This window comes from Streptomyces sp. NPDC047061 (assembly GCF_040643955.1).
GTDB lineage: Bacteria > Actinomycetota > Actinomycetes > Streptomycetales > Streptomycetaceae > Streptomyces.
This window is the reverse complement of sequence record NZ_JBEYVI010000054.1, coordinates 1-24,023: the sequence shown is the minus strand read 5'-3', so window position 1 is coordinate 24,023 and position 24,023 is coordinate 1. Positions and strand designations below refer to the sequence as shown.

General features: G+C 72.8%; 21 protein-coding genes and 3 tRNA genes. 11 read left to right on the top strand and 13 right to left on the bottom strand.

The genetic code is table 11. From position 1 onward, the window contains the following. Positions 1-141: 141 nt before the first annotated feature. Positions 142-2,823, top strand: a complete 2,682-nt coding sequence (locus ABZ887_RS45130; RefSeq protein WP_361304278.1) for an AAA family ATPase — start codon at positions 142-144, stop codon at positions 2,821-2,823. 100 nt (positions 2,824-2,923) lie between these two features. On the opposite strand, the gene ABZ887_RS45125 is transcribed toward ABZ887_RS45130, so the two are convergent. From ABZ887_RS45125 to ABZ887_RS45090, 8 genes are all read right to left on the bottom strand, one after another. Continuing rightward, complete coding sequence (locus tag ABZ887_RS45125; RefSeq protein ID WP_361304275.1) at positions 2,924-3,715, bottom strand: SDR family NAD(P)-dependent oxidoreductase; 792 nt, start codon at positions 3,713-3,715, stop codon at positions 2,924-2,926. A 64-nt stretch (positions 3,716-3,779) separates the two neighbouring features. Beyond that, complete coding sequence (gene pcaD, locus ABZ887_RS45120) at positions 3,780-4,895, bottom strand: 3-oxoadipate enol-lactonase (protein WP_361304272.1); 1,116 nt, start codon at positions 4,893-4,895, stop codon at positions 3,780-3,782. Then, a complete protein-coding gene (pcaB, locus tag ABZ887_RS45115) occupies positions 4,892-6,232 on the bottom strand; it encodes a 3-carboxy-cis,cis-muconate cycloisomerase (protein ID WP_361304269.1) in 1,341 nt (446 codons plus the stop codon). Before pcaB ends, pcaD begins: the two co-directional genes overlap by 4 nt. Further along, on the bottom strand, positions 6,229-6,831 hold the full coding sequence (pcaG, locus tag ABZ887_RS45110) for a protocatechuate 3,4-dioxygenase subunit alpha (protein ID WP_361304266.1): 603 nt from the start codon (positions 6,829-6,831) through the stop codon (positions 6,229-6,231). The genes pcaB and pcaG overlap by 4 nt, the downstream gene beginning before the upstream one ends. Before the next feature lie 6 nt (positions 6,832-6,837). Continuing rightward, complete coding sequence (gene pcaH, locus ABZ887_RS45105; protein ID WP_361304263.1) at positions 6,838-7,611, bottom strand: protocatechuate 3,4-dioxygenase subunit beta; 774 nt, start codon at positions 7,609-7,611, stop codon at positions 6,838-6,840. Positions 7,612-7,718: 107 nt separating this feature from the next. Continuing rightward, positions 7,719-8,921, bottom strand: a complete 1,203-nt coding sequence (locus ABZ887_RS45100) for a thiolase family protein (RefSeq protein ID WP_361304260.1) — start codon at positions 8,919-8,921, stop codon at positions 7,719-7,721. Further along, positions 8,918-9,562 (bottom strand): CoA transferase subunit B, encoded by a 645-nt coding sequence (locus ABZ887_RS45095; RefSeq protein WP_361304257.1) that lies wholly within the window; start codon positions 9,560-9,562, stop codon positions 8,918-8,920. The genes ABZ887_RS45100 and ABZ887_RS45095 overlap by 4 nt, the downstream gene beginning before the upstream one ends. Further along, on the bottom strand, positions 9,562-10,317 hold the full coding sequence (locus tag ABZ887_RS45090) for a CoA transferase subunit A (RefSeq protein WP_361304254.1): 756 nt from the start codon (positions 10,315-10,317) through the stop codon (positions 9,562-9,564). The genes ABZ887_RS45095 and ABZ887_RS45090 overlap by 1 nt, the downstream gene beginning before the upstream one ends. 184 nt (positions 10,318-10,501) lie before the next feature. Between ABZ887_RS45090 and ABZ887_RS45085 the strand changes: the two genes are divergently transcribed. Further along, on the top strand, positions 10,502-10,993 hold the full coding sequence (locus ABZ887_RS45085; protein ID WP_361304247.1) for a MarR family transcriptional regulator: 492 nt from the start codon (positions 10,502-10,504) through the stop codon (positions 10,991-10,993). On the opposite strand, the gene ABZ887_RS45080 is transcribed toward ABZ887_RS45085, so the two are convergent. Beyond that, positions 10,963-11,916 (bottom strand): DUF3048 domain-containing protein, encoded by a 954-nt coding sequence (locus ABZ887_RS45080; RefSeq protein WP_361304244.1) that lies wholly within the window; start codon positions 11,914-11,916, stop codon positions 10,963-10,965. The two genes, ABZ887_RS45085 and ABZ887_RS45080, sit on opposite strands and share 31 nt — an antisense overlap. A 162-nt stretch (positions 11,917-12,078) precedes the next feature. Beyond that, positions 12,079-13,143, bottom strand: coding sequence for an ATP-dependent DNA ligase (locus ABZ887_RS45075; RefSeq protein ID WP_361304241.1), 1,065 nt, complete (start codon positions 13,141-13,143; stop codon positions 12,079-12,081). Positions 13,144-13,285: 142 nt separating this feature from the next. Between ABZ887_RS45075 and ligD the strand changes: the two genes are divergently transcribed. Both ligD and ABZ887_RS45065 read left to right on the top strand, forming a co-directional pair. After that, positions 13,286-14,305: a non-homologous end-joining DNA ligase gene (gene ligD / locus ABZ887_RS45070; protein ID WP_361304238.1), complete on the top strand. Its 1,020-nt coding sequence runs from the start codon at positions 13,286-13,288 to the stop codon at positions 14,303-14,305. A gap of 121 nt (positions 14,306-14,426) precedes the next feature. Then, positions 14,427-15,455, top strand: a complete 1,029-nt coding sequence (locus ABZ887_RS45065) for a LacI family DNA-binding transcriptional regulator (protein WP_361304235.1) — start codon at positions 14,427-14,429, stop codon at positions 15,453-15,455. A 51-nt stretch (positions 15,456-15,506) separates the two neighbouring features. Here the strand turns inward: ABZ887_RS45065 and ABZ887_RS45060 are convergent, their stop codons facing one another. Continuing rightward, positions 15,507-16,298 carry a VOC family protein gene (locus ABZ887_RS45060; RefSeq protein ID WP_361304232.1) on the bottom strand — a complete coding sequence of 264 codons (792 nt, stop codon included), beginning with the start codon at positions 16,296-16,298 and terminating at the stop codon, positions 15,507-15,509. Positions 16,299-16,557: 259 nt separating this feature from the next. On the opposite strand from ABZ887_RS45060, the gene ABZ887_RS45055 reads away from it, so the two are divergent. From ABZ887_RS45055 to ABZ887_RS45035, 5 genes are all read left to right on the top strand, one after another. Beyond that, positions 16,558-16,812: a WhiB family transcriptional regulator gene (locus ABZ887_RS45055; protein ID WP_361304229.1), complete on the top strand. Its 255-nt coding sequence runs from the start codon at positions 16,558-16,560 to the stop codon at positions 16,810-16,812. 81 nt (positions 16,813-16,893) lie between these two features. After that, positions 16,894-16,965, top strand: a tRNA-Ala gene (locus tag ABZ887_RS45050). Positions 16,966-16,976: 11 nt separating this feature from the next. After that, positions 16,977-17,048, top strand: a tRNA-Asp gene (locus tag ABZ887_RS45045). 27 nt (positions 17,049-17,075) lie between these two features. Beyond that, a complete protein-coding gene (locus ABZ887_RS45040; RefSeq protein ID WP_361304226.1) occupies positions 17,076-18,404 on the top strand; it encodes an SDR family oxidoreductase in 1,329 nt (442 codons plus the stop codon). Further along, complete coding sequence (locus ABZ887_RS45035) at positions 18,401-19,591, top strand: ribonuclease inhibitor (protein WP_361304223.1); 1,191 nt, start codon at positions 18,401-18,403, stop codon at positions 19,589-19,591. The genes ABZ887_RS45040 and ABZ887_RS45035 overlap by 4 nt, the downstream gene beginning before the upstream one ends. A 3-nt stretch (positions 19,592-19,594) precedes the next feature. Here ABZ887_RS45035 and ABZ887_RS45030 read toward each other — a convergent pair whose 3' ends face one another. Together ABZ887_RS45030 and ABZ887_RS45025 are read right to left on the bottom strand one after the other, a co-directional pair. Next, on the bottom strand, positions 19,595-21,418 hold the full coding sequence (locus ABZ887_RS45030) for an AAA family ATPase (protein ID WP_361304220.1): 1,824 nt from the start codon (positions 21,416-21,418) through the stop codon (positions 19,595-19,597). Continuing rightward, positions 21,419-22,822: a hypothetical protein gene (locus ABZ887_RS45025; RefSeq protein WP_361304217.1), complete on the bottom strand. Its 1,404-nt coding sequence runs from the start codon at positions 22,820-22,822 to the stop codon at positions 21,419-21,421. A 90-nt stretch (positions 22,823-22,912) separates the two neighbouring features. Between ABZ887_RS45025 and ABZ887_RS45020 the strand changes: the two genes are divergently transcribed. Both ABZ887_RS45020 and ABZ887_RS45015 read left to right on the top strand, forming a co-directional pair. Next, positions 22,913-22,988 (top strand) — tRNA-Trp (locus tag ABZ887_RS45020). Between the two features lie 333 nt (positions 22,989-23,321). Further along, the gene (locus ABZ887_RS45015) at positions 23,322-23,933 is read left to right on the top strand and encodes a hypothetical protein (protein ID WP_361304214.1); all 612 of its coding nucleotides are present in this window, start codon (positions 23,322-23,324) and stop codon (positions 23,931-23,933) included. Positions 23,934-24,023: the final 90 nt, after the last annotated feature.

Here is a 24,023-nt window from a genome sequence, read left to right as displayed (position 1 = left end):
GTCGGGGCCGTTCCGCGTCGCCCGGCCGCATCCGGTTTCACCCGTCACGGCAACAGCTGCCCGGACCCGCCTCCGGACAGCCAACCGGACGGCTACGCTCGTGGTCTGTACGTCGTTCGGGCGACTTGGGGAGGTAACGGGATGACGGAGGAGCAGCTCCCGGGAGGCGCCTCGGCCCCCCTCTGGGAGCGCGAGGAGGAGATCGCCGCCATCACCGAGGCGCTCGACGCACTGGGCGCCGACCATTCCACCTCCGGGAACCTGCTGGTGCTGCGCGGCGAGGCCGGGCTCGGCAAGACCGCGCTGCTGGCCGAGACCCGCCGCATCGCCGAACGCCGGGGCTGCACCGTCTGGTCCACCCGCGGCGTCGAGACCCTGCGCAGCGTGCCCTTCCACGTCGTACGCCAGCTGTTACAGCCCGCCCTGGTCTCCCTGCTGCCCGAGGAGGCCCGGGAGTACCTCGGCGACTGGTACGACATCGCCGGCCCCGCCCTCGGCATAACGGACCCCGGAGACCGCCTGGCCGACCCGCAGGGCGTCTGCGACGGTCTGGTCGCCGCCGTCCGCCGGCTCGCCAAACGGGACTGGCCGCTGGTCCTGCTGATCGACGACGCGCACTGGGCCGACCAGGAGACCCTGGCCTGGCTCGCCGCCTTCGTCGAACGCCTGGACGACCTGTCCGTGCTGGTCCTGATGGCCCGCCGCCCCGGCGAGGTCAACGGCGACAGCGCCCGCTACCTCGACGCGGTGGCCGCCGCGGCCGGCCGCCCCGTCCGCACCATCAGCGCCCTCACCCCGGACGCCACCGCCGGTCTCACCCGCGCCACCCTCGGCGAGCACGCCGACGCCCCGTTCTGCCGCGAGGTCTGGGCGGTCACCGGCGGCAACCCCTACGAGACCGTCGAACTCCTCGCCAAGGTCCAGGACAGCGAGGTCGAACCCGTCGAGTCCCGGGCCGGCGAACTGCGCGCCCTCAACCGCTCGGCCAGGGGCGGCGGCCTCGTCACCCGCCTCGAAGGCCTAGGCGTCGACGCCACCCGGTTCGCCTGGGCCGCCGCCATCCTCGGCACCGGCATCTCCGTGGGCCTCGTCGCCCAGCTCGCCAGCATGGCCGTGGACGACGCCGAGCGCTGTGCCGAACTGCTGTGCAGCGCCCGTATCCTCACCGAACCCGACCCGGCCGGCTCCCGGTCCCACGCCGGCGACCTGGAGTTCGTCCACCCGCTGATCGCCACCGCCGTCTACAACTCCATCCCGCCCGCGATGTGCACCGCCATGCACGGCATCGCCGCCCAGATCGTCATCGACGACGGCCGGGGCATCGCCGAGGCCTCCCGCCATCTGCTGAAGGTGCACCCGGACGACGACGAGGAACTCGTCGAACAGCTGCGGGACGCCGCCAAGGAACACCTCGCCGTCGGCGCCCCGGACGCGGCCCGCCGCTGCCTCGAACGCGCCCTCCTCGAACCGCCCGTCCCCGAGGTCCACGCGCGCGTGCTCTACGAACTGGGCTGCGCCACCCTCCTCACCAACCCCGCCGTCACCATCGGCCACCTGCAGAGCGCCCTCGGCATGTCCGGCCTCGCCGGTCCCGAACGCGTGGACGCCGTCTTCCGGCTCTCCCAGGCCCTCCTCCACAACGACCAGCTGGAGGAAGCCGTCCGCACGGTCGAGGCGGAGGCCGCCCGGCACGAGGAAGGACCCGCCAGACTCCGGCTCCAGGCCGTCCAGTTCATGTGGGAGGGCATCGCGGGCGAGGCCGTCTCCCCACGCCGCTCCGAACGGCTCGCCGACCTCGCCGCCACCTGCACCGGCCGCGACAACTCCGAGCGCGCCCTGCTCATGCTGCGCGGCTTCGACCTCCTCGTCCAGGGCGAGAGCGCCGAAGAGGTCGTCGAACTGTGCGACCGCGCCCTCGTCAACGGCCGGCTCGCGCCCGGCCTCGGCTGGACCGACACCGAGTGGGGCATCGAACTCCTGCTGATGCTCGCCAACTCCTACGTCTACACCGACCGCCTCGACCGCGCGGAGAGCCTGTACAACGAAGGCCTGCGCGCCTACGAGTCCTCCGGCTGGAGCGGCGGCCACCTCTCCCTCGCCCATGCCTACGTCGGCCTCGGCCACCGCAGGCGCGGCCGGCTGCGGGAGGCGGAGATCTCCCTGCGGGAGTCCCTGCGGATCGCCGAGCGGGTCGGCCGCCGGCTGCCCCTGTACTGGACCGCCACCTGCAACCTCGTGGACACGCTGCTCGCCCGCGGCCATGTCCAGCAGGCCTGGGAGACCGCCGAACAGTACGGCTTCGCACCGCCGTACCCCTCCACCATCGTGATGCCGGACCCGCGGTCGGTGCGCGGCCGGCTGCTGCTCGCCGTCGGCCGCACGAAGGAGGCAGTGAACGAACTGGAGGCGGCGGAGAAGGCGGCCGCCGCGCGCGGCCACTTCAACCCCGTGGTCGTGCCCTGGGCACTCGATCTCGCCCGGGCCCTCGCGAGCGAGGACCCGGCGCGGGCGGCGCAACTGGCGGGCGACGCGCGGCGCCAGGCCGAGCGGTTCGGCACGGACACGGCGATCGGCGAGGCGCTGCGGTGCGCTGCCGCGCTGGAGACCGGGCAACGGCAGGTGCGGCTGGCCTCGCAGGCCGTTGCCTATCTGGAGGCATCGCCCTGCCAGTACGAGCATGCGGCGGCGCGGGTGGAGTACGGGATTGCCGCGCGGTCGGTGGCCGAGCTGAATCGGGGGCTGGCGCTGGCTCGGTCGTGTGGGGCAGATGGGCTGGTCGCTCAGGCTCGGGAGGTGCTGGACACGGGGCGGGGGCTGCGGTGACGGGTGCGTCGCGGGGTGCGGGTGCGTGGGGGCTTGTCGCGCCCACGCGGCGGCAGCCGCACATCGATGCAGCCCCGCGCCCCCAAAAAAAGAAGGGGCGCTAGAGCGCGAGGAGTTGATCAGTGACCGCCGACAGGCGTTTCTGTACCTCTCGGTCGTAAGTCGCTTCGTGCGCCCTCGCGGGACTCGTTCCGTCGAAATAACCGCCCGTTCCCAAGTCCCGTGTCGCCAGGGCCAGTACCCCCGGCGCGCCGTCCGCCACCGTGCTCCAGGGCGCTACCCCGCCCTCCCTCACCATCGCCGTGTCCATGAAGGTGGCGGGGTGCAGGACGTTCACCGCGACGCCCGTGTCCGCCGACTCCTCGGCCAGGGTGAAGGTATGGGCTGCCAGGGCGAACTTGGCCCGGCAGTACGCCGCGAAGCCCTGGTAGCCGCGGGTGAATTCGGGGTCGTCGAAGTCGAGGGGTTCCTGGCCCGCCGAGCCGACGTTCACGATCCGGGCGGGGGTGTTCGTGCGCAGTACCGGGAGGAGGGCGCGGGTGAGGGTCACCGGGGCCAGGTAGTTGACGGCCAGGCGCAACTCGTGGCCGTCCGCGCTCAGTTCGCGGCCCGAGCCGGGTGTGCCGGCGCCGATGCCCGCGTTGTTGATCAGGACGTCCAGGTCGGGATGCGCGTCGGCGACCTGTGCGCCCAGCTCGCGGACCCGGGCCAGTGAGGCCAGGTCCGCGACGAAGCCCTCCGCGTCGCCCTCGGTGCGCAGTTCCTCGACCAGTCGCTCGGTACGGCCCGGATCGCGGCCGTGCGCGAGGACGAGGTGGCCGGAGCGGACCAGTTCGAAGGCGACGTACCGGCCGAGCCCGGAGGTGGCACCCGTGATCAGAACAGTGGACATGCCTCCAGCCTAGGCACGGGGCGGCGCCGGGTGGGTGGTGCCGCTGGGGGTACGACCGGCAGGGTCACCCTTCCTCCGCCAGCACCCGTTGCGCCGTCGCGAACGCCGAGTTCGCCGCCGGGACCCCGCAGTACACGGCCGTCTGCAGCAGTACCGCGCCGATCTCCTCCGGCGTCAGCCCGTTGCGCCGGGCGGCCCGTACATGCATGGCCAGCTCGTCGTAGTGGCCGTGGGCGACCAGCGCGGTGAGGGTGATCATGCTGCGTTCGCGGCGGGAGAGGGTGGGGTCGGTCCAGATCTCGCCCCAGGCGTAGCGCGAGATGAAGTCCTGGAAGCGGGCCGTGAAGGGCGTCTGCCGGGCCTGGGCGCCGTCGACGTGCGCGTCGCCGAGCACCTCGCGGCGTACGGCCATCCCGCGCCTGGCGCCGCCGTCGAGGTGGGCGCGGAGCGCGGTGAGGACGGCCTCGGGGCACTGCGCGGGCGCCAGATGCGCCGCGCCCGGCAGTTCGACCAGCGTGGACGACGGCACCGCGTCCGCGATCTCCCGCAGATGCGGCGGCGGGGTCGCGGGGTCCTGCCGGCCGGCGACCAGCAGGGTGCGGACGGCGATCTCGCCGAGCCGGTCCCGCAGGTCGAAGGCGGCGAGCGCGTCGCAGCAGGCGGCGTACGCCTCCGGGTCGGCCGTCCGCTGGTCCTCGACCAGGCGCGGCACGGTGAAGCCGGGGGTGAACCAGCGGCCGGGGGCGTTCTCCGCCAGCCACTCCACGCCCTCCCGGCGCACCCGCTCGGCCCGCTCCTCCCACGGACGGGACCCGCCGAAGTGGGCCGAGGAGCAGATCACCGCCAGGTTCTCCAGCCGGTCCGGGTGGTGGACGGCCAGGTGCAGGCCCACGGCACCGCCCAGCGACACCCCCGCGTACGCGAACCGCTCGATGCCGAGCGAGTCGGCGAGCGCGAGCACCAGGTCGGCGAGGTCACCGACGGTCGCCCCCGCCTTGATCAGGTCGGGTGCCGAACCGCCGTGCCCCGGCAGGTCCCAGCGCACCACCCGGTGGGCGGTGGACAGTTCGGGCGCCACGGCGTCCCACAGGGCGTACGAGGTGCCGAGGGACGGCCCGAGGAGCAGCGGGGGAGCTGAAGCAGGGCCCTCGACACGGTGGTTGAGGAGGTTCTCGGTCAACGTCGCTCCAGAGCACGGTCGGTGAGCACACCGGCGGAGCCGGTGTAGCGGGCGGGATCGGTCAGGCTGTCGAGGTCGACGTCCTTCAAGTCAGGCTCCTCGGCCAGGAGTTCGCGCAGCGCCCGGTGCTCGATGTGGGTGCGGCGGGCCAGCTCGGTCAGCAGCTCCTTGGCGCGGCCCCGGCCGAGCACGGGTGCCAGTGCGGCGGAGAGCCGCTCCGAGACGATCAGTCCGTTGGTGAGGTCGAGGTGCCGACGCATCGCCTCCGGGTGCACCCGCAGCCCCTCCGCCAGCTCCGCCGCGTCCCGCGCCGCACCGCCCACGGTCCGCAGCAGGTCACGCAACGGCTCCCACTCGGCGTGCCAGGCACCGGCCGGCCGCTCGTCCTGCGCGGTCATCGAGCCGTACAGGACGGCCGCGAGCTGCGGGGCCCGCCGCGCGGCCGCAGCGATCAGCGTCGACCGCACCGGGTTGGCCTTGTGCGGCATCGCCGAGGAACCGCCCCCGCCGCCCTCGGAGACCTCGCCGATCTCGGTACGGGACAAGGTCAGCACGTCCGCGGCGACCTTCCCCAGCGCCCCGGCCGCGAAGGCGAGACATCCGGCGAGGTCGGCGATCGGCGTGCGCAGGGTGTGCCAGGGCAACAGCGGGGCGGCGAGGGCGAGTTCACGGGCGTACGCGGCCGGCAGCTCCTCGGCGTGCCGGGCGCCGTACGCGCCGAAGGCGGCCAGCGTGCCTGCCGCGCCACCGAGTTGGGCGGGCAGCGACTCCCGGACCAGGGCCACGCGGTCCCGGGCGTCGAGGACCAGCGAGCGCCAGCCGGCCGCCTTCAGCCCGAACGTCGTCGGCACGGCGTGCTGGGTGAGCGTGCGGCCCGGCATCGGCGTGTCGCGGTGCTCGGCGGCCAGCAGGGCCAGCGCCTGCCCGGTCCGTCCGAGGTCGGCGCGTACGAGGTCAAGAGTGCGGGCGGCGACCAGCATCGTCGCCGTGTCCATGATGTCCTGGCTGGTCGCGCCCCGGTGCACGTAGGGCCCGTGCTCCGCGCCGACCGCCTTCGTCAGATCGGCGACCAGCGGGATCACCGGGTTGCCGCCGCCCCGGGCGCGCTCCGCCAGGGACCCGACGTCGAAACGGCCGTGCCCGGCCGCCTCGGTCACCGCCGTGGCGGCCCCGGCCGGGGCCAGCCCCAGGGCGGCCTGGGCACGGGTGAGGGCCGCTTCCGCGTCGAGCAGCGCCCGCAGGTACGCGCCGTCGCTCGTCGCGGCCGCGGCGGCGGAACCGGACCACCCGGGACCGAGCAGCCCGCCGTCGCCGCCGCCGTCATCCGCTGTTGTCACTGGAACTCCAGGAAGACCGTCTCGCCCTCTCCCTGAAGGCGGATGTCGAAACGGTAGGTCCCCCGGCCCTCGTCGGCGGCGACCAGCGTGTCGCGTCGCTCGCCCACCCGGGTGAGCAGCGGGTCGGCGGCGAGTGCCGCGTCGTCGCCCGGCAGGTAGATCCGGGTGAACAGGTGCATCAGCAGCCCGCGCGCGAACACGCACACGCTGATGTAGGGCGCGCCGCCGCCACGGGCACCGGGCCGCAGCGTCCGCGCGTACCAGTGCCCGTTGGTGTCCGTCTGGATCCGGCCCCAGCCGGTGAACTCCACGCCGTTGCGGCCGAGGTAGTCGCCGGTCGCCGGATCGCGGCGGATCGAACCGTCGGTCGTGGACACGTTCCCGTCGGGATCGGCACCCCACAGCTCCACGAGTGCGTCGGGCAGCGGGGTGCCCTCGCCGTCGAAGACGTACCCGTGGACCGTGACCGTGTCCGGGTGCCCGAGGGGCGCGATGTCCTCGCCGCCGCGGAACGGCAGCGCGTACCCGTAGAACGGGCCGACCGTGTGCGACGGCGTGGGCAGCACGTTCTCCGGGCTGCTCGTGTCGATCTTCGTCATGTCAGGTCAGCGTCCTTCTTCGATCCAGGTGGCGTTCGGGCCGTCCAGCACGATGTCCCAGTGGTAGCCCATCGAGAACTCCGGCACGGACAGACCGTGGTCGTACGTCGCGACCAGGCGCTGCCGGGCCGCGTCGTCCGTCACCGACTGGATGATCGGGTCGTACGGGAACAGCGGGTCGCTCGGGAAGTACATCTGCGTCACCAGCCGCTGCGTGAACGCCGAACCGAACATCGAGAAGTGGATGTGGGCCGGACGCCAGGCGTTGAGGTGGTTGCGCCAGGGGTAGGGGCCCGGCTGGATGGTGGTGAAGTGGTAGCCGCCGTCGGCGTCGGTGATCGTACGGCCGACACCCGTGAAGTTGGGGTCCAGCGGGGCGTCGTGCTGCTCGCGCTGGTGCGCGTAGCGGCCCGCCGAGTTGGCCTGCCAGACCTCGATCAGCTGGCCCCGGACCGGCCGGCCGCTCCGGTCCAGGAGCCGCCCGGAGACGGTGATCCGCTCACCGATGGGCTCACCGTCGTGCTGCCGGGTCAGGTCGTTGTCTATCCCGGTGATGTCCCGCTCCCCGAACGCGGGCGAGTGCAGCTCCACCAGCTCCGGGTCCTTGGCCGTGTCGATGGCGACCAGGGGCTGCTTCGGATGCCGGAGCACGGAGGACCGGTAGGGGGCGTAGTCCCGCCGGGGATGATGCTCGACGGGAGCACCGTCGGCGACACGCTTTTCATAGGCGGCATGCTCAGCGGCGATTTCGAGGTCGATGTCGCCCTGGGTGAGTGTCATAAGAAGTCCTCGGTGAAGCGCCCTGACTTTGTCTTTAGGGGCGCGGGGAACTGCGCGACCAGCCACAACGCACCCGCAGGTGCTCGACGACCTGTCGCTCTGTCGCTCTATCGCTCAAGAACAAGCGCGAGCCCTTGCCCGACGCCGATGCAAAGGCTGGCCACGCCGACACCGGAACCGCGCCGGGCGAGTTGGTGCGCGACCGTACCGGCGAGCCGCGCCCCGGAGGCGCCGAGCGGATGCCCCAACGCGATCGCCCCACCCTGCGGATTGAGGATCGCCGGATCGAACTCGGGCCACTCGGCGACACACCCCAGCACCTGCGCCGCGAACGCCTCGTTCAACTCCAGCACCGACAGATCCCCGAACCCCTTGCCGGCCTTGCCCAGCGCACGCGTCACCGCCTCGACCGGCGCGAGCCCGAAGTAGTCCGGGTCGATCCCGGACACCCCGGTCGCGCTGACCCGGGCCAGCGGCTCCCGCCCGACCGCCTTCAGACCCTCCTCGTCGGTCAGCAGCAGCGCCGCCGCGCCGTCGTTGAGGGGGGACGCGTTGGCCGCGGTCACGGTGCCTCCCTCCGTGCGGAAGGACGGCTTGAGCCTGGCCATCGCGGTGAGGGAGGCATCCGGCCGTACGCATTCGTCGGCGGCGAAGGGGACCGGGTCGCCCTTGCGCTGCGGGACGGACACGGGGGCCAGCTCGGCGTCGAACAGGCCCTGATCCTGCGCGGCGGCCGCCTTCTGGTGGGAGGCGAGGGCGAACTCGTCCTGCTGCTCCCGGCTGATCTTGTGCTTGTCCGCGATACGTTCCGCGGACTCGCCCAGCGGGATGGTCCACTGCGGGTCCATCTTCGGGTTGACCATGCGCCAGCCGAGGGTGGTCGAGTACAGCTCGGCGTTCTGGGCGGGGAACGGCCGGTCGCTCTTGGGCAGCACGTACGGTGCCCGGGTCATGGACTCCACACCGCCGGCCACGGCGATGGAGGCATCGCCCACCGCGATGGCGCGGGCGGCCTGGATGACCGCTTCCAGGCCGGAGGCGCACAGCCGGTTGACGGTGACGCCCGGCACGCTGGTGGGCAGCCCGGCGAGCAGCGCGGCCATCCGGCCGACGTTGCGGTTCTCCTCGCCGGCGCCGTTGGCGTTGCCGAAGTAGACGTCCTCGATCCGGGCCGGGTCCAGGCCGGGGGTGCGGGCGAGGAGTTCACGGACGGCGTGGGCGGCCAGGTCGTCGGGGCGTACGCCGGCGAGGCCGCCGTTGTAGCGGCCGATCGGCGTGCGGACCGCGTCGACGATGTACACCGTGTTCACAGCAGACCCTCCGGGACAGTGAGTTTCGCGTCGGTCTTGGCGATGATCTCCTCGGCACCGACCCCGGGCGCGGTCTCGACGAGGACGAGTCCCTCGTCGGTCACGTCGAGGACGGCGAGGTCGGTGATGATCCGGTCCACGCACGCCTTCCCGGTCAGCGGCAGCGCGCACTGCTCGAGGATCTTCGCCGAGCCGTCCTTGGCGGTGTGGGTCATCACGACGATGACCGTGCGGGCGCCGTGGACCAGGTCCATCGCCCCGCCGATCCCCGTGACCAGCTTCCCCGGGATCGCCCAGTTCGCCAGGTCCCCGCGCGCGGAGACCTGCATGGCCCCGAGCACCGCGACGTCGATGTGCCCGCCGCGGATCATCGAGAACGACAGCGCCGAGTCGAAGAACGACGCCCCCGGCAGGACCGTGACCGTCTCCTTCCCCGCGTTGATCAGGTCCGGGTCGACGGCGTCCTCGGTGGGGTAGGGGCCGGTGCCCAGGATGCCGTTCTCCGACTCCAGGACCACCTCCACCCCCTCGGGCAGATAGTTCGGGATCAGCGTCGGCAGCCCGATCCCCAGGTTCACGTACTGCCCGTCCCGCAGCTCGCGCGCCGCCCGCGCGGCCATCTCCTGGCGCGTCCAGGCCATCAGCTGCTCACCGTCCGCTGCTCGATCTTCTTGTCCCCGGCCTGTTCCGGAGTCAACGCCACCACCCGCTGCACGAAGATCCCCGGCAGATGCACCGCGTCCGGATCGATCTCGCCGGGCTCCACCAGCTCCTCCACCTCGGCGATCGTGACCTTCCCGGCCATCGCCGCGAGCGGGTTGAAGTTGCGGGTGGACTTGTTGAACACCAGGTTCCCGTGCCGGTCGCCCTTCGCCGCCCGCACCAGCGCGAAGTCCGTACGGATACCCCGCTCCAGCACGTACTCGGTGCCGTCGAACTCCCGCACCTCCTTCGCGGGCGAGGCCAGCGCCACCCCGCCGGAGCCGTCGTAGCGCCAGGGCAGCCCGCCCTCCGCGACCTGCGTGCCCACCCCGGCGGGGGTGTAGAACGCGGGGATCCCGGCGCCGCCCGCCCGCAGCCGCTCGGCGAGGGTGCCCTGGGGGATCAGCTCCACCTCCAGCTCACCGGCCAGGTACTGCCGCGCGAACTCCTTGTTGGCCCCGATGTAGGAACCGGTCACCCGCGCGATCCGCCCCGCCGCGAGCAGCACGGCCAGACCCGTGTCCATCGCCCCGCAGTTGTTCGAGACCACCGACAGGCCGCTGACGCCCCGCTCGTACAACGCCCCGATCAGCACGTTCGGCACACCGCTCAGCCCGAACCCGCCCACCGCCAGCGACGCGCCCTCCGGCACATCGGCCACCGCCTCCGCGGCAGTGGCGACCACCTTGTCCATCCGTGCAGCCTCATCTCTCAGCGAATTAATCAGGGCACTGAGTATTTCAGCGAGATGTCTGCCACGCTGCCACTGCCGTCGCCACCCGTCAAGACCTGCACTGATGGCAGACGGGTGTACAGACAGGAAGGGTGGCTGCGGGTATCGTTCAGTACACCAACGAATTCGGACCACGGGAGCGCACATGGCCGCGGTGGACCTCACCACCCACCCCGGGCACCTGGCCCGGCGGCTCCAGCAGGCCCACTACCTGCTGTGGAACACGATGGTCTCGGAGGAGATCACCTCGCCGCAGTTCGCCGTGCTGAACGCGCTCGTCGCCGAGCCGGGACTGGACCAGCGGACCGTGGGGGAGCGGGTGGGGCTGGACCGGTCGACCATCGCCGAGGTCATCAGCCGGCTGGGGCGGCGCGAGCTTCTCGACAAGGTGCGCGACCCGCAGGACGGCCGTCGCTTCCTGCTGCGTCTCACCGACGAGGGGGTGCGGGTCCACCGCAAGCTCTCCGTGCGCACCGCCCGGATGAACCAGGTCTTCCTGGCCCCGCTCTCGGCCGCGGAGCAGTCCCAGTTCTTCGACCTGATCCGCCGGGTCTCGGACGCGGCGGAGGACCTGCGCAACCCGGCCGAACCGGCCGAGCCGCAGGGTCAGGCCTTCGCGAACACCACCCACACCTGACCGTCGGCGAAGTTCACCGGGCCGCCGTCCGTGCCCGTGAACGTCGTTCCGCCGGTGGCCTCCGGGCGCGACCAGGTGGCTTCGAACGACCGCCCGTCCCGCAGCACTTCCGCCCTGCCCGAGCCCACCGTCTCGGTGAACGGCGTGTAGTTGCCGAGCACGTCGTGATACGCCGACCTCGTCACCCGCACGTGCTGCACCACGACCGTCGCCGGTGCCAGCCGGTCGCCGGCCGAAGCCCTCGCCGGGGTGCCGTCCATCGACACCAGCCAGCGGTTCCGGCCGGCGGACCAGGTGAAGGCGAAGCGGGCCGCCGGGTACCGCACGGTGCGTACGGCGGTGACCGTGCCGCCGGCCGGGGCCGGGCCGTGGCGGAAGCCGGTGGTCAGCGCCGACCTGCCGGGCGCCCCGTTCATCAGCCTGGCCGGGCGGAGGTACAGGTTGTGCGGGGCCGCGCGGCCGTTGCCCCGGTAGTAGGCGTCGGACGCCTCCGCGGGTGACTCCGGCCGTAGCGGTGCCCGGCGGATCAGGGGGAGCAGTTTCTTCTGGGCGCCGGAGAAGGCGAGTGTCGGGCGGTCGAACTGGCGCAGCAGCTCCAGGTCGGACTCGCGGGCGCTGCGGACGGGGCCGATGACCTCCGGGAGCCGGGTGGCGTACACCGCCATCAGCCGGCTGAGCCCGCCCTCCACCTGCTCCGCGTACACCACGTCCGCCGAGTCCAGCCCGGTCTGGGGGCGGGCCGCGGCCACGTTGTCGATCTTCACGGCGAGTACGGATCCGGTGGCCTGCGTCGGTGCCGGGGTGCCCTCGCTCGGTGCTGGGGTGCCCTTTGGCGCGCGGCCGTCGTCCGCTGCGCCGTGCCGTGTACAGCCCGCCGTGAGGGATACGGCCGCCGCGGCCGTCGCCAGTGCTGCCGTCAGCACGGTTCGGCGCGTCGGCCCCCTGTGTCGCATGCCCACCGCTGCCCACCCCGTTCGTCCCACCCCGCACACTCTCTTGCATGATTGTGTGCTCATCGGGTCATCGGAGGCCATACCCGGTCGAAACTCGTCGTGCCTGGTCGGGCCGGCCGAGGGGCCGCGCGGTCAGGACCCCAGGATCTCCGTGAGGTCGTAGCGCACCGGCTCCTCCAGCTGGGCGTAGGTGCAGCTGTCCGGTGTACGGTCCGGGCGCCAGCGGCGGAACCGGGCCGTGTGCCGGAAGCGCGCCCCGTTCTCCATGTGGTCGTACGCCACCTCGGCCACCCGTTCCGGCCGCAGCGGCACCCAGGACAGGTCCTTCTTGCCCGACCAGCGGCTCGGCGCGCCGGGCAGCCGGGCCGACTCATGGGCGGCCTCCTCCGCCCAGGCCGCCCACGGATGCCCGGAGACGTCGGCCATGCGCAGCGGCTCCAGCTCCTCGATCAGCTCGGCCCGCCGCTTCATCGTGAACGCGGCCGACACGCCCACGTGCTGGAGGGCGCCCCCGTCGTCGTACAGGCCGAGCAGCAGCGAGCCCACCACCGGGCCGCTCTTGTGGAAGCGGTAGCCGGCCACCACGACGTCGGCCGTCCGCTCGTGCTTGACCTTGAACATGGCGCGCTCGTCCTGCCGGTAGCGCAGGGTGAGCGGCTTGGCGATCACCCCGTCGAGGCCGGCCCCCTCGTACTGCTCGAACCACCGCCGGGCCACCTCGACATCGGTCGTGGCCGGCGCCAGATGCACCGGCGGGGTCACCCCCTCCAGCGCCCGCGTGAGCAGCGCGCGGCGGTCGGTCAGCACCATGTCGAGCAGTGACTCGTCGGCCAGCGCCAGCAGGTCGAAGGCGACGAAGGAGGCAGGCGTCCGCTCCGCCAGCGTGCGCACCCTGGAGTCCGCCGGATGGATCCGCTCGGTCAGCGCGTCGAAGTCCAGCCGGCCCTCCCGGGCGATGACGATCTCCCCGTCCAGCACGCACCGCTCGGGCACCCGCTCCTTCAGCGCCGCCACCAGCTCGGGGAAGTACCTGGTCAACGGCTTCCCGGTACGACTGCCGAGCTCGACCTCGGCGCCGTCCCGGAACACGATCGCACGGAAGCCGTCCCACTTCGCCTCGTACTGCATGTCCGGCGGGATCGTCGCCACCGACTTGGCGAGCATCGGTTTCACGGGCGGCATCACCGGCAGATCCATGCCATGACTGTACGAGCGGTCCCCGGCGCGCGCTCGTCACGCGGCACCCTCCGGTTCGGGGCCCGGGACCCGCCGTCTCCTGGATCAGGGGACCATGTCGAGCCGATATGCGCGGTGGGGGTGGTGCGCCTACCGTGGCCGCATGGGCGATGCGGTGCAACTGGAGGTGGCCGGCCGGACCGTACGGCTGTCCAGCCCGGACAAGGTGTTCTTCCCGGAGCGCGGTTTCACCAAGCTGGACGTCGCCCGCTACTATGCGGCCGTCGCCCCCGGCATCCTGCGCGCCCTGCGCGAGCGCCCCACCACCCTGCAGCGCTACCCGGACGGCATCGAGGGCGAGTGGTTCTACCAGAAGCGCGCCCCCAAGGGCATGCCCGACTGGATCCCCACCGCCCACATCACCTTCCCCAGCGGCCGCACCGCCGACGAGATGTGCCCCACGGAGGAGGCCGCCGTGGTGTGGGCGGCGCAGTACGGCACGCTCACCTTCCATCCCTGGCCGGTGCGCCGCGACGACGTCGACCGGCCCGACGAGCTCCGTATCGACCTGGATCCGCAGCCCGGCACCGACTTCGCCGACGCGGTCCGTGCCGCCCACGAACTGCGCGCCGTCCTGGACGAGTTCGGCGGCCTGCGGGGCTGGCCCAAGACCTCCGGCGGCCGCGGGCTGCACGTCTTCGTGCCCATCGAACCGAGATGGACCTTCACCCAGGTCCGGCGCGCGGCGATCGCCGTGGGCCGGGAGCTGGAACGCCGGATGCCGGACCGGGTGACCATCAAGTGGTGGAAGGAGGAACGCGGCGAGCGGATCTTCGTCGACTACAACCAGACCGCGCGCGACCGCACCATCGCCTCCGCCTACTCCCTGCGGCCCCGCCCGAACGCCCCCGTCTCCGCGCCGCTGCGCTGGGAGGAGGTCGACGAGGTACGGCCCGCGGACTTCGACCTGGCCACCATGCCGGTCCGGTTCGCCGAAGTCGGCGACGTGCACGCCGACATGGACGAGCACGCCTACTCCCTGGACGCCCTCCTGGAGCTCGCCCGCCGCGACGAACAGGACCACGGCCTCGGCGACCTGCCCTACCCGCCGGAGTACCCGAAGATGCCGGGCGAGCCCAAGCGCGTCCAGCCGAGCCGGGCGCGGCCCGAACAGCCCTCCTGACGGCGTGACTTGGCCGGCATCCCGGTGGCGGTCGGCGGGCGGTGCCGCCCCGAGAGCGCTCTGACCGCCTCCCGGCGCCCGGGACTATGCTGATCGTCAGCCGCCGACGAGGAGGGCCGAGGTGTCCGAGGCAGTGTCGCGCCCCACGCTGGAGGCCGTGGCCGCGCGGGCCGGGGTCTCCCGGGCCACCGTGTCACGGGTCGTCAACGGCGGGGACGGTGTGCGCGAGCCGCTCGTCGAACGGGTGCGCCGGGCGGTCGAGGAACTCGGCTACGTCCCCAACCAGGCGGCCCGCAGCCTCGTCACCAAACGGCACGACGCCGTAGCCGTCGTCATCGCCGAACCCGAGACCCGGATCTTCACCGACCCCTTCTTCGCCCTCCAACTGCGCGGCATCAGCAAGGAACTGACCGCCCAGGACAACCAGCTCGTGCTACTGCTCACCGAGGGACGGGACGACCACGCACGGGTGGCCCGCTATCTCGCCGGCGGCCATGTCGACGGCGCACTGGTCTTCTCGCTCCACCTCGACGACCCGCTGCCCGGACTGATCGAGGGCGCCGGCGTCCCCACCGTGTTCGGCGGCCGGCCCGGCTGGAGCGGCGGCGCGAAGAACGCCGTGTACGTCGACTGCGACAACCGGGGCGGTGCCGAGGACGCCGTACGCCATCTCGTCGGCCTCGGCCGGACCCGGATCGCGCACATCACCGGGCCGCTGGACCAGACGTCGGCCGCCGACCGCCTCCAGGGATACCGGGACGTCATGGGCGAGACCGATCCACGGCTGGTCGTCGCCAGCGACTTCACCCCGGCCGGTGGTGAGCGCGCCATGAGCGAGCTCCTCGACCGCTGCCCGGACGTGGACGCCGTGTTCGCCGCCAACGACCTCACCGCGCTCGGCGCCCTGCGCGTCCTGCGCGAGCGCGGCCGCCGGGTGCCCGAGGACGTCGCCGTGATCGGCTTCGACGACGTGCTGCCCGTCGCCGAACAGACCGAGCCCGCGCTGACGACGGTCCGTCAGGACATCGAGGAGATGGGCCGGTTGATGGCCCGGCTGCTGCTGACCACGCTGAACCGCGGCGAGCCGGCGACCGGCGCGCCGGCCGGAGTCGTCCTGCCCACGACACTGATACGGCGCGCGACCGCCTAGCCGCCCGGCTCCGCCTCAGGCCCGCTGTCAGGCCTCTTCCCGGTGCTGCCCTCAGGTCTGCTGCGGCTCGCCCTTGATCACCGCGAAGCGGGCGCCGTACGGGTCGGCCAGCTTGGCCATCCGGCCCACACCCTCCAGCGTGGTCGCCGGCATCCGCACCCGGCCGCCCGTCTGCTGGGCCTTCTCGACCACCGCGTCCGGATCCTCCACCTCGAAGTACGGCAGCCAGTACGCGCCGGCCTGCGCCTCGGCCGGGTCCTCGGCCAGCGGGACCATCCCGCCGAACATCGACGCGTCGTCACCGCCCGCCGGGTTGACGCAGGTGTAGGTGCCGCCGGGGAAGGGCACGCCGGAGGTCTCCAGACCGAGTGTCCTGTGGTAGAAGGCCGCGGCGGCCGCGATGTCCGGGGTGTACAGCTCGACCCAGCACAGCGAACCCGGATCGCCCGCCACGTCGACGCCCTTGGTCAGTGCCGGCTGCCAGATGCCGAAGGGCACCCCCGCCTGGTCGGCGAGGATCGCCAGGTGGCCCTGGCCCATGACGTCCGTCGGCTGGGCGAGGACGCTGCCGTGCGCCTGCTCGGCCGCCTTCGCGGTGGCCTGCGCGTCCTCGCTCTGGAAGTACACCGTCCAGGACGGCGGACCCTGCTCCGGGGTGGTCTGCATACCGCCGGCGACGGTCCTGCCGTCCGACTGGAAGAAGCCGTAACCGCCGGCGTCGGGTCCCGCCGACTGGAACTGCCAGCCGAAGAGACCGTTGTAGAAGGAGATGGCGCCGTCGATCTCGGGTGTGCCGAGGTCGATCCAGTTGGGAGCGCCGTTGACGAAACGGGTGGTGAGCATCGTCGCCCTCCTCGGAAGGGTCCTGTTCTCTGCTGCGCCGAGTCTTCCACCGTCCACTGACAATCGCTGCCCGACCACGCCCACCGCAGGCCGGTTACCGTGGGTCACCCGACGCACTCGGCGAGTTTCGGAATCGTTCCGCGCGCCGCCGTGCGCGGGCGTGGCGCGCAGGCGCATGATCGAGGCTGCCGTGGTCTGTCGCTGTCGCGTTGAGCGGGCGTTGATCGAACGTTTTTCGCCGCCCGGCACGATCCTGGCCATGTACTTCGACACCGTCATCCCGCCCCGCACGCCCGTCCCGGCCTGGCAGGCGCAGGCGTTGTGCGCGCAGACCGGGGCGGACTTCTTCTTTCCCGAGCCCGGCAGCTCGGTGCGCGAGGCCAAGCGCATCTGCGGTATGTGCGAGATGCGTGCGGCCTGCCTGGAGTACGCGCTGGACAACGACGAACGCTTCGGCGTCTGGGGCGGCCTGTCCGAGAAGGAACGCCTGGAACTGCGCCGCGCCGCCCGCTGAACCCACGCCCGCCCGGACAACCCCGCCCGGATAATGCGGTACGGCCGTACGCCCAGGCCCGGATACCATCCGGGGACGCGGCCGGACGTAGCGCAGAGGCAGGCGCACCGCTTGGCAAGACGGAACACACCGGTTCGAATCCGGTCGTCCGGGTCGCGTGACGAGGTCCCGTAGAGCAGAGGCAGACTCGCCACCTTGTCAGGGTGGATACGCCGGTTCGAATCCGGTCGGGACCGCGGTACGGCGGACACGGGGCGGGGCGGATGAGCGAGGCGATCACCGAGGCGGAACTGGCCGCCTTCCACCAGGTGGTGGGGAAGCTGCGGGCGCTGCCCGTCGACGACCCGGTGCGGCTGCGCGCCGAGCAGGTCGCCGCCTCCTTCGCCCGCGACGGACGGCTGCGCCGCCGCAGGACACGGAGCGACGAGGTGTCGACGGCGGATGCCGCGGCGATGGCCGCGACCGCGACCGGCGCCCTGGACCGCCGCGAGGACGCGCCCCTTGCCGTGCCCGGCGCCGGCGGCGTCTTCCACAAGCCGCGCACCTGCTACGTCTGCAAGTCGCCCTATCGACAGGTCGACTCCTTCTATCACCGGCTCTGCCCCGACTGCGCCGCCGACAACACCGCGCGCCGCGCCCTGAGCACCGACCTCGGCGGCCGTCGGGTGCTGCTCACCGGCGGCAGGGTGAAGATCGGCTTCCAGCTGGCGCTGATGATGCTGCGCGACGGCGCCGAGGTCCTCGTCACCTCGCGCTTCCCGTACGACACCCGGCGGCGTTTCGAGGCGGTGCCGGGCAGCGACGGGTGGCTGGAGCGGCTCACCGTCCTCGCCGTCGACCTGCGCGACCCGCGCCAGGTCCTCGGCCTGTGCGAGGAGTTGCGGCAGGAAGGGAAGCCGCTGGACGTCCTCGTCAACAACGCGGCCCAGACCGTGCGCAGACCGCCCGAGTCGTACGCCCTGCTGGCCGCCGGCGAACCCGAGGCGCTGCCCCCGGGCGCCCGGCAGGCCCCCGGATTCACCCCGATGCGCAGGCTGGCCGGCTCGGCCGCGGCCCTGCCCGTCGCGCTGCGCGAGGCCGACGAGGCCGGGCTGCTGCCCGACCCGTCGCCGGAGAACTCCTGGTCGGCCCGGCTCGGCGCGCTCGACCCCGCCGAGGTCCTGGAGACCCAGCTCGTCAACGCCCTGGCCCCGGCCCTGCTGTGCGACCGGCTGCTGCCGCTGCTGCTGGCCTCGCCGCACCCGCGCCGGTACGTGGTCAACGTGACCGCCGTCGAGGGCCGGTTCGCCGTCCGCAACAAGATGGCCGGCCATCCGCACACCAACATGGCCAAGGCCGCCCTCAACATGCTCACCCGCACCAGCGCCGCCGAACTCGCCGAGCGGGGCGTCCACATGTGCGCCGTGGACACCGGCTGGATCACCGACGAGAACCCGGCGCCGAAGAAGGCCCGGATGGCGGGCGCCGGCTTCCGCACCCCCCTCGACATCGTCGACGGCGCGGCCCGCGTCTACGACCCGATCGTGCGCGGCGAGGCCGGGCACCCGGTGTCCGGGGTGTTCCTGAAGGACTACCGGGAGGCGGAGTGGTGACCGAGGACCCGCAGGATCCTCGGCGGCACACCTTCGCCGGTGTCCCGCACGTCGTGCCGCGCCCGGCCGCCGAACTCGCCCCGCTGCTCGACTGGTTGCGGGCCGGCCGCCCGGCGGGGGAACGGCTGGACTTCGCGGCGGGCACCGCCCTCCCGGACGGCCGCCTCGACCTGTGCAAGCAGGACGTCGGCGCGGCGGGCGCCGCCCTCATCGCCGAGGCCCTCGGCCAGGGGCCCACCCCGGTACGGCACCTGCTGCTCGGCACGGACGCGCTCGGCGACGAGGGCGCCGAAGCCGTGGCCGGTTCCGGCGCCGAGGTGGAGACGCTCTACCTGGGCTGCAACGGCATCACGGCGGGCGGCGCCTGCCGGATCGCCGACCAGCTGCGGGCCTCGCCGCAGGTCGTCACCGGGGTGTGGCTCAAGCGCAACCCGCTGGGCGGCGCAGGCGGGCAGGCCGCCGCCGAACTCATCGAGTCCGCACGCTCCCTGCGCACCCTCGACCTCGTCCAGACCGGACTCGACCCGGACGGAGCGGCGGTGCTCGCCGACGCGCTGCTGGCGGCGGCCGGCAACGGGCGCCGGATCGAGCGGCTCTTCGTGGGTGGCAACCCGCTGGGCGCGGCCGGGGCGCGGGCCCTCGCCGCAGTCGTCGCCGGCGGCGGGCTCGGTGAACTGTACGTGTCCGCCGCCCGGTTGGGGGACGCGGGCGCCCTGGAGCTGGCCGACGCCCTGGAGCGGGCCCCGTACGGACGGCTCACCCGGCTCGCGGTCGCCAGCAACGGCATCGGCCCGTCGGCCGCCGCCCGCCTGGTGACCGCGGCGGCCGCCGCCGGAGTGACCCTGCTCGACCTGGGGCGGGTCCGCGCGGCGGCCGTGCTCGCGGCCGCCGACAACAGGATCGACCTGGCCGCCGCCGACACGATCGGCCGGGCCCTGTCCGGCTCGGAACACCGCCTCGCCCACCTCGTACTCACCCACACCGGGATGCGCAGCCGCGAAGCCCACCGCCTCCTCGACCACGCGGACCGAGCCGGCACGGCCACCCGCTACCGGCTCGGCACCGGCATCGCCGCGAGCGTCAAGCGCCGCCTGGCCGACCTCAGCTCCCACATCCCGGCCCCCGCCGTCCCGGCCGACGTGGCCGCCGTACGCAGCGTCCACCGGACCGCGCCGCCGGAGGCCTGACCGTCAGCTCCGGCGCAGGTCCGTGAAGACCTCCATCCAGTACCGCTGCTGCCGCTCGGACGCCCCCACCAGGTAGGTCGCGCGCAACTTGGCCGGGAGCAGCGCCACCAGGCGGCCCACCGCCGCCCGGTGCCTCTTCAGCTGGGACAGCTCCGCGTTGGCGAGGACCTGGTGCACCACGTCGCTGTCGTCACCGCCCTCGTCGGAGTGCGCGGCGGCCCTGCGCAGCCGGGCCTCCCAGGCGTCGACGTCCCGGGCCAGCTCGCGCAGACCGGTGACCGGGCGGCCCTTGAAACGGTCCACGAGGGCGGTCAGCGGCACCGGCGCGTACTCGCCGTCGCCGAGGTAGACCGTGCCCATCTCCAGCGGCAGCCCCTTGCGGTGCAGCTTGACCAGCCGCTCCAGGGTCCGCTTGGTGATCCAGGCCCGGCCCTCGTCGTCGATGTCGTGCTTCCACCACTCCAGGACCGTCTCGGCGTCCCGGCCGTACCGCGCGAGCAGCCACTCGTTGGCCGGGATGTCCTCGGGCTCGACCAGCAGCGACGCCGTGAACCGGGTCGCCTGGGCGATGTTGTTCCGCGACACCAGCAGCTTGCGGCCCAGGTGGTACGGCGGGTTCTGCACGGCTATCTGGGCCCGCAGGTTCTCGATCCGGCGTCCCGCCAGCGACCACTCCTGGGTGACCTCCATCAGCTTGGCGAACGCGGCCTTGTCCTTGGGCCGGTTGTACTCGTCCCACACGATCGCCTTGGGCTCCGGGCCCGTGAAGGGCGCGGCGAGGAGGTTGTCGAGCGTGCCGTCCGGAGACGGCACCGGCGCGCACAGGTCCTCGACGTTCGTCACCGGCAGCGAGAAGTACAGGGCGTCCCGGCCCAGCCCCTCGCGCAGGGTCTCCCGGACCAGCTCCGTCTTGCCGCAGCCCGGCGGCCCCTGGAGCAGCACCGTCCAGCGGCTGCGCAGCGCCGCCCGCACCACCTGCCGCACCGGGTCCGCGACCGTCGCCGGGTTGGCCACGCCGACGCTCGCCGCGATCCGGTCGAGGATCTCGGCCGTGCGGTTCTGCCCCGGCCGTCCGTCCGGGCCCGGCTCGGCCAGCCGCAGCCGCTCGCCGTCGACCAGCGGCAGGCCCCAGCGCAGCGGGAAGCCCTCGCGCGCGTTGGCCAGCACATGGTCCAGGGTGCGCGGGGAGAACAGCTCGCGCAGCGCGGGGGAGAGGGACGCCCACAGCGAGAAGATCGGACGCAGGTCCCACGGGCGGTACTTGGCCGCGAGGTGCCGACGCCACGACGTGTCGTTCGCCGAGATCCGGATCGTCACCATGCGGTCCAGGAGCGCCAGGTCACCACGGCGTGCCGAGGTCTCCGACAGCGACTCGTTGTCGGTCAGGAACACGCCGACGCAGCCCAGGGCGCGCAGATCGTGCTCGCCCAGCGACCAGTTGCAGGCGATCTGCATGAGCTGCGACTGGATCGTGTCGCCCGCCTGCAGCGAGTCGTCGATCAGCAGCACGAACGGCCGGCCCGGCTTGAGCTGGCTCATCACCAGCTGGCGCAGCACCAGTTCGCCCGTCTGCGGGTCCCGGACCGGAGCGTTGACCAGCAGGTCGTCCGGGGTCAGGTTCGCCGCCGGCACGTACACCAGGGTGGTGTCCGGGTGGGCGCGGGCGAGGTGCGAGAAGAACGTCGCCGTCTTGCCGATGCCGTGCTCGCCGAAGACCTGTCCGGTCTGCCCCAGGTCGATCATCGCGTCGATGAAGGACTCCAGACGGGAGGCGGTGGGCTCCGGTGTCTTCTGCGCCTGCTGTGTCTTCTGCGGCTCTGTGGTCATCTACCGTGATCCCGTGGTGACGCGATGGCAGTCCATCGCGGGTGTGTGCGTCTCGGGCCAGTCGTTGCCGCCCTCGGTGATCAGCCAGATCCATTTCTCCGGCTCGGCCGGGGTGATCGGCGGCGCGTATCCGTCGGTGAGGACGACGACCGCGTCCGGGTCCACCTCGCAGCGCCGGCCCGCCACCTCGGTACGGCCCTCCACGTAGTCCGCGACCGCCTGGAAGCTGGTACCGCCTCCGCCGTACACCCTCTCGCCGGGCCGGAACGGCATCACCACGGCGTCGAAGGACAGCCAGTGCGCCGCCACCCCGTCGATCCGGCCGACGAGCCGGGTGAGCCAGTCGATCACCCGGTCCGGCATCGAACCCGAGGTGTCGTAGGCGATGACCAGCACCTTGTCGCGCACCGGGCCGCGGCGGGCGAGCATCGGGTCCTGGCCGAGGGCCGCCAGCAGGGCGCCGCGCTTCTTCGGGTACACCAGTCGCTCGCCGTCACGCAGCCGGGAGCCCAGGACGTCGACCAGCCAGCGCTGCCACCAGTCGACGGTCCCGGTGCGGGCAGTCTCGCCACGCAGCATGCCCGCGCCCAGCTTGCCCCAGAGCTTCGCGGCCCGCGCCGAACCCTCCTCCGTGCGGTTCATGAGGTCGAGCAGCTCGTGCTCGGCGCCCGCGTGGCCGCGCCGGGCCGCCAGCAGGGAGTTGAGCAGCGCGGACGAGGTCACCGCGTCGACCGTCTCCTGGTCGGCGGGGACCAGACCGGCCACCAGGTGCGGGCACAGCGGCGGCGGCACCGGCGGATCGCACATGCGCTTCAGCTCGCCGTAGATGCGCATGTCGGTCTCGACGAACTCCTCGTACGCGAGGGGCTCCAGGCCGTGGGCCGTCAGGTCTTCGAGGTAGGCGTCGTGCACCGCGCGCGGGTCCACCCCCGTCGGCCGGCCCTCCACCAGGGGCAGCTCCGTGCGGCCCAGACGGACCAGGGCCACGTGGTTGACGGCGACCTCGGCGGCGAGCGTGAAGACCGGGTCCTCGCGCAGTTCGGGGTCGGCCAGGAGATGCCGGTGCACCAGATGCCGGGCCTCGTGGAACAGCACGAACTTCACGCCGTCCAGGCCCAGTCCGACGAAGAAGTCCGGGTTGTAGAGCAGCAGACAGGTGCCGTCGCCCGAGGCGACCACGGCCGCCGTGTCCACCGCCGTCGTCGGGATCTGGTGCGGGCACTTCGAGTACAGCCACGAGGCCACCGCCGACTCCGTCAGCCCGAAGTCCAGCAGCGCGGCCTCCTTCAGCCGCCGTGCCTCCGCCACGACCTCCGGATCCGCCGGGCGGTAGGCCTCGAGTGCCCTGCGGTCGGCCAGGTCGACCACGAGAGGGCGTGGCCGCCCCCGCTCTCCGTACGCCATGTGCCGTCCCCCGTGCCGCAGTTCCCCCAGTGCTCCATTGGTACCAGCCGGCACTGACAACGGGCCAAGGCATTACGATCTGGCGCAAGGGCGGGGCCGTAGCGCAGAGGCAGGCGCACCGGTCTCCAGAACCAGAACACGCCGGTTCGAATCCGGCCGCCCCGCCCCCCGAGTCGGCCCGGCCGATGCCGACCGGCACGATCCGGCGTCCGCCGACAACAGCAGGGACGGGCGGAGGCCTCGGCAGCGGGGGCGGGCGAGGGGGCCTCGGCGAACCGGTAGGGCATGGCGGCCGGCTTTCCCACACCGACGGTCACCGGATGCGGACCCCGGTCACCGGATACGAGCCCCGGGCACCGGAACGCTCCCGGCGCCCGCGTCGGCGGCCCTTCCCACGTCAGGAGCCGTGCCGCCGGGTCGCGCACCGGGCCAGGCATGCGAGCGGCCCGCCCGAGCGGCACGCTGGTAGGAGAGCGACGTGGTGATGGGAGGAGTTCCCATGGGACACACCGAACAGCGACCCGCCACCCGGTCCCGGGCCGAGAAGCCCGTCGGCGCCGGAAGCGTGTTCCTCTCCTTCGCCCCATGGGTCGTCTTCGGCGTCGTGGCCAGCCCCAGCACCTGGGAGTACGCGGCGCTGGCCGCGCTGATCGCCGCCGCCGTGCTCTCCGGCAAGGACATGCTCCGGGGCCGTTTCTTCCTCCTGGACATGGTCGCCATCGTGTTCTTCGCCGTGCTCTGTGTCCTCGCCCTGGCCCTGGACCGCCACGAGCTGATCTGGCTGGAGACATACGCCCAGGTCGTCTCCAGCGCGGTCGTGGCCCTCGTGGCGCTCGGCTCCCTGCTGTCCGACCCCTTCACCGCGCAGTACGCCCGCCACTCGGTGCCCCGCGAGTACTGGGACTCGCCCGTCTTCAAGCACGTGAACACGGTGCTGACCGCGGCCTGGGGAGCGGTCTTCGCGCTGATGGCCCTCTCCACCTGGCTGGCCATCCTGATCCCGGCGGGCAGCGACTGGTTCAACTGGGTCGTCCCCATCGCCCTGCTGGTCTGGGCGGTGAAGTTCACCGAGCGCTATCCGGAGACGTACAAGCAGCGGGCGGGGGCCTAGAAGGTCGATGAAGATCTTGGTGAGGGGCTGTCCGGCCGTCAGGCCGGACAGCCCCTGCGGTCATGTACCGGCGGGTGCGAGGTGCCAGGT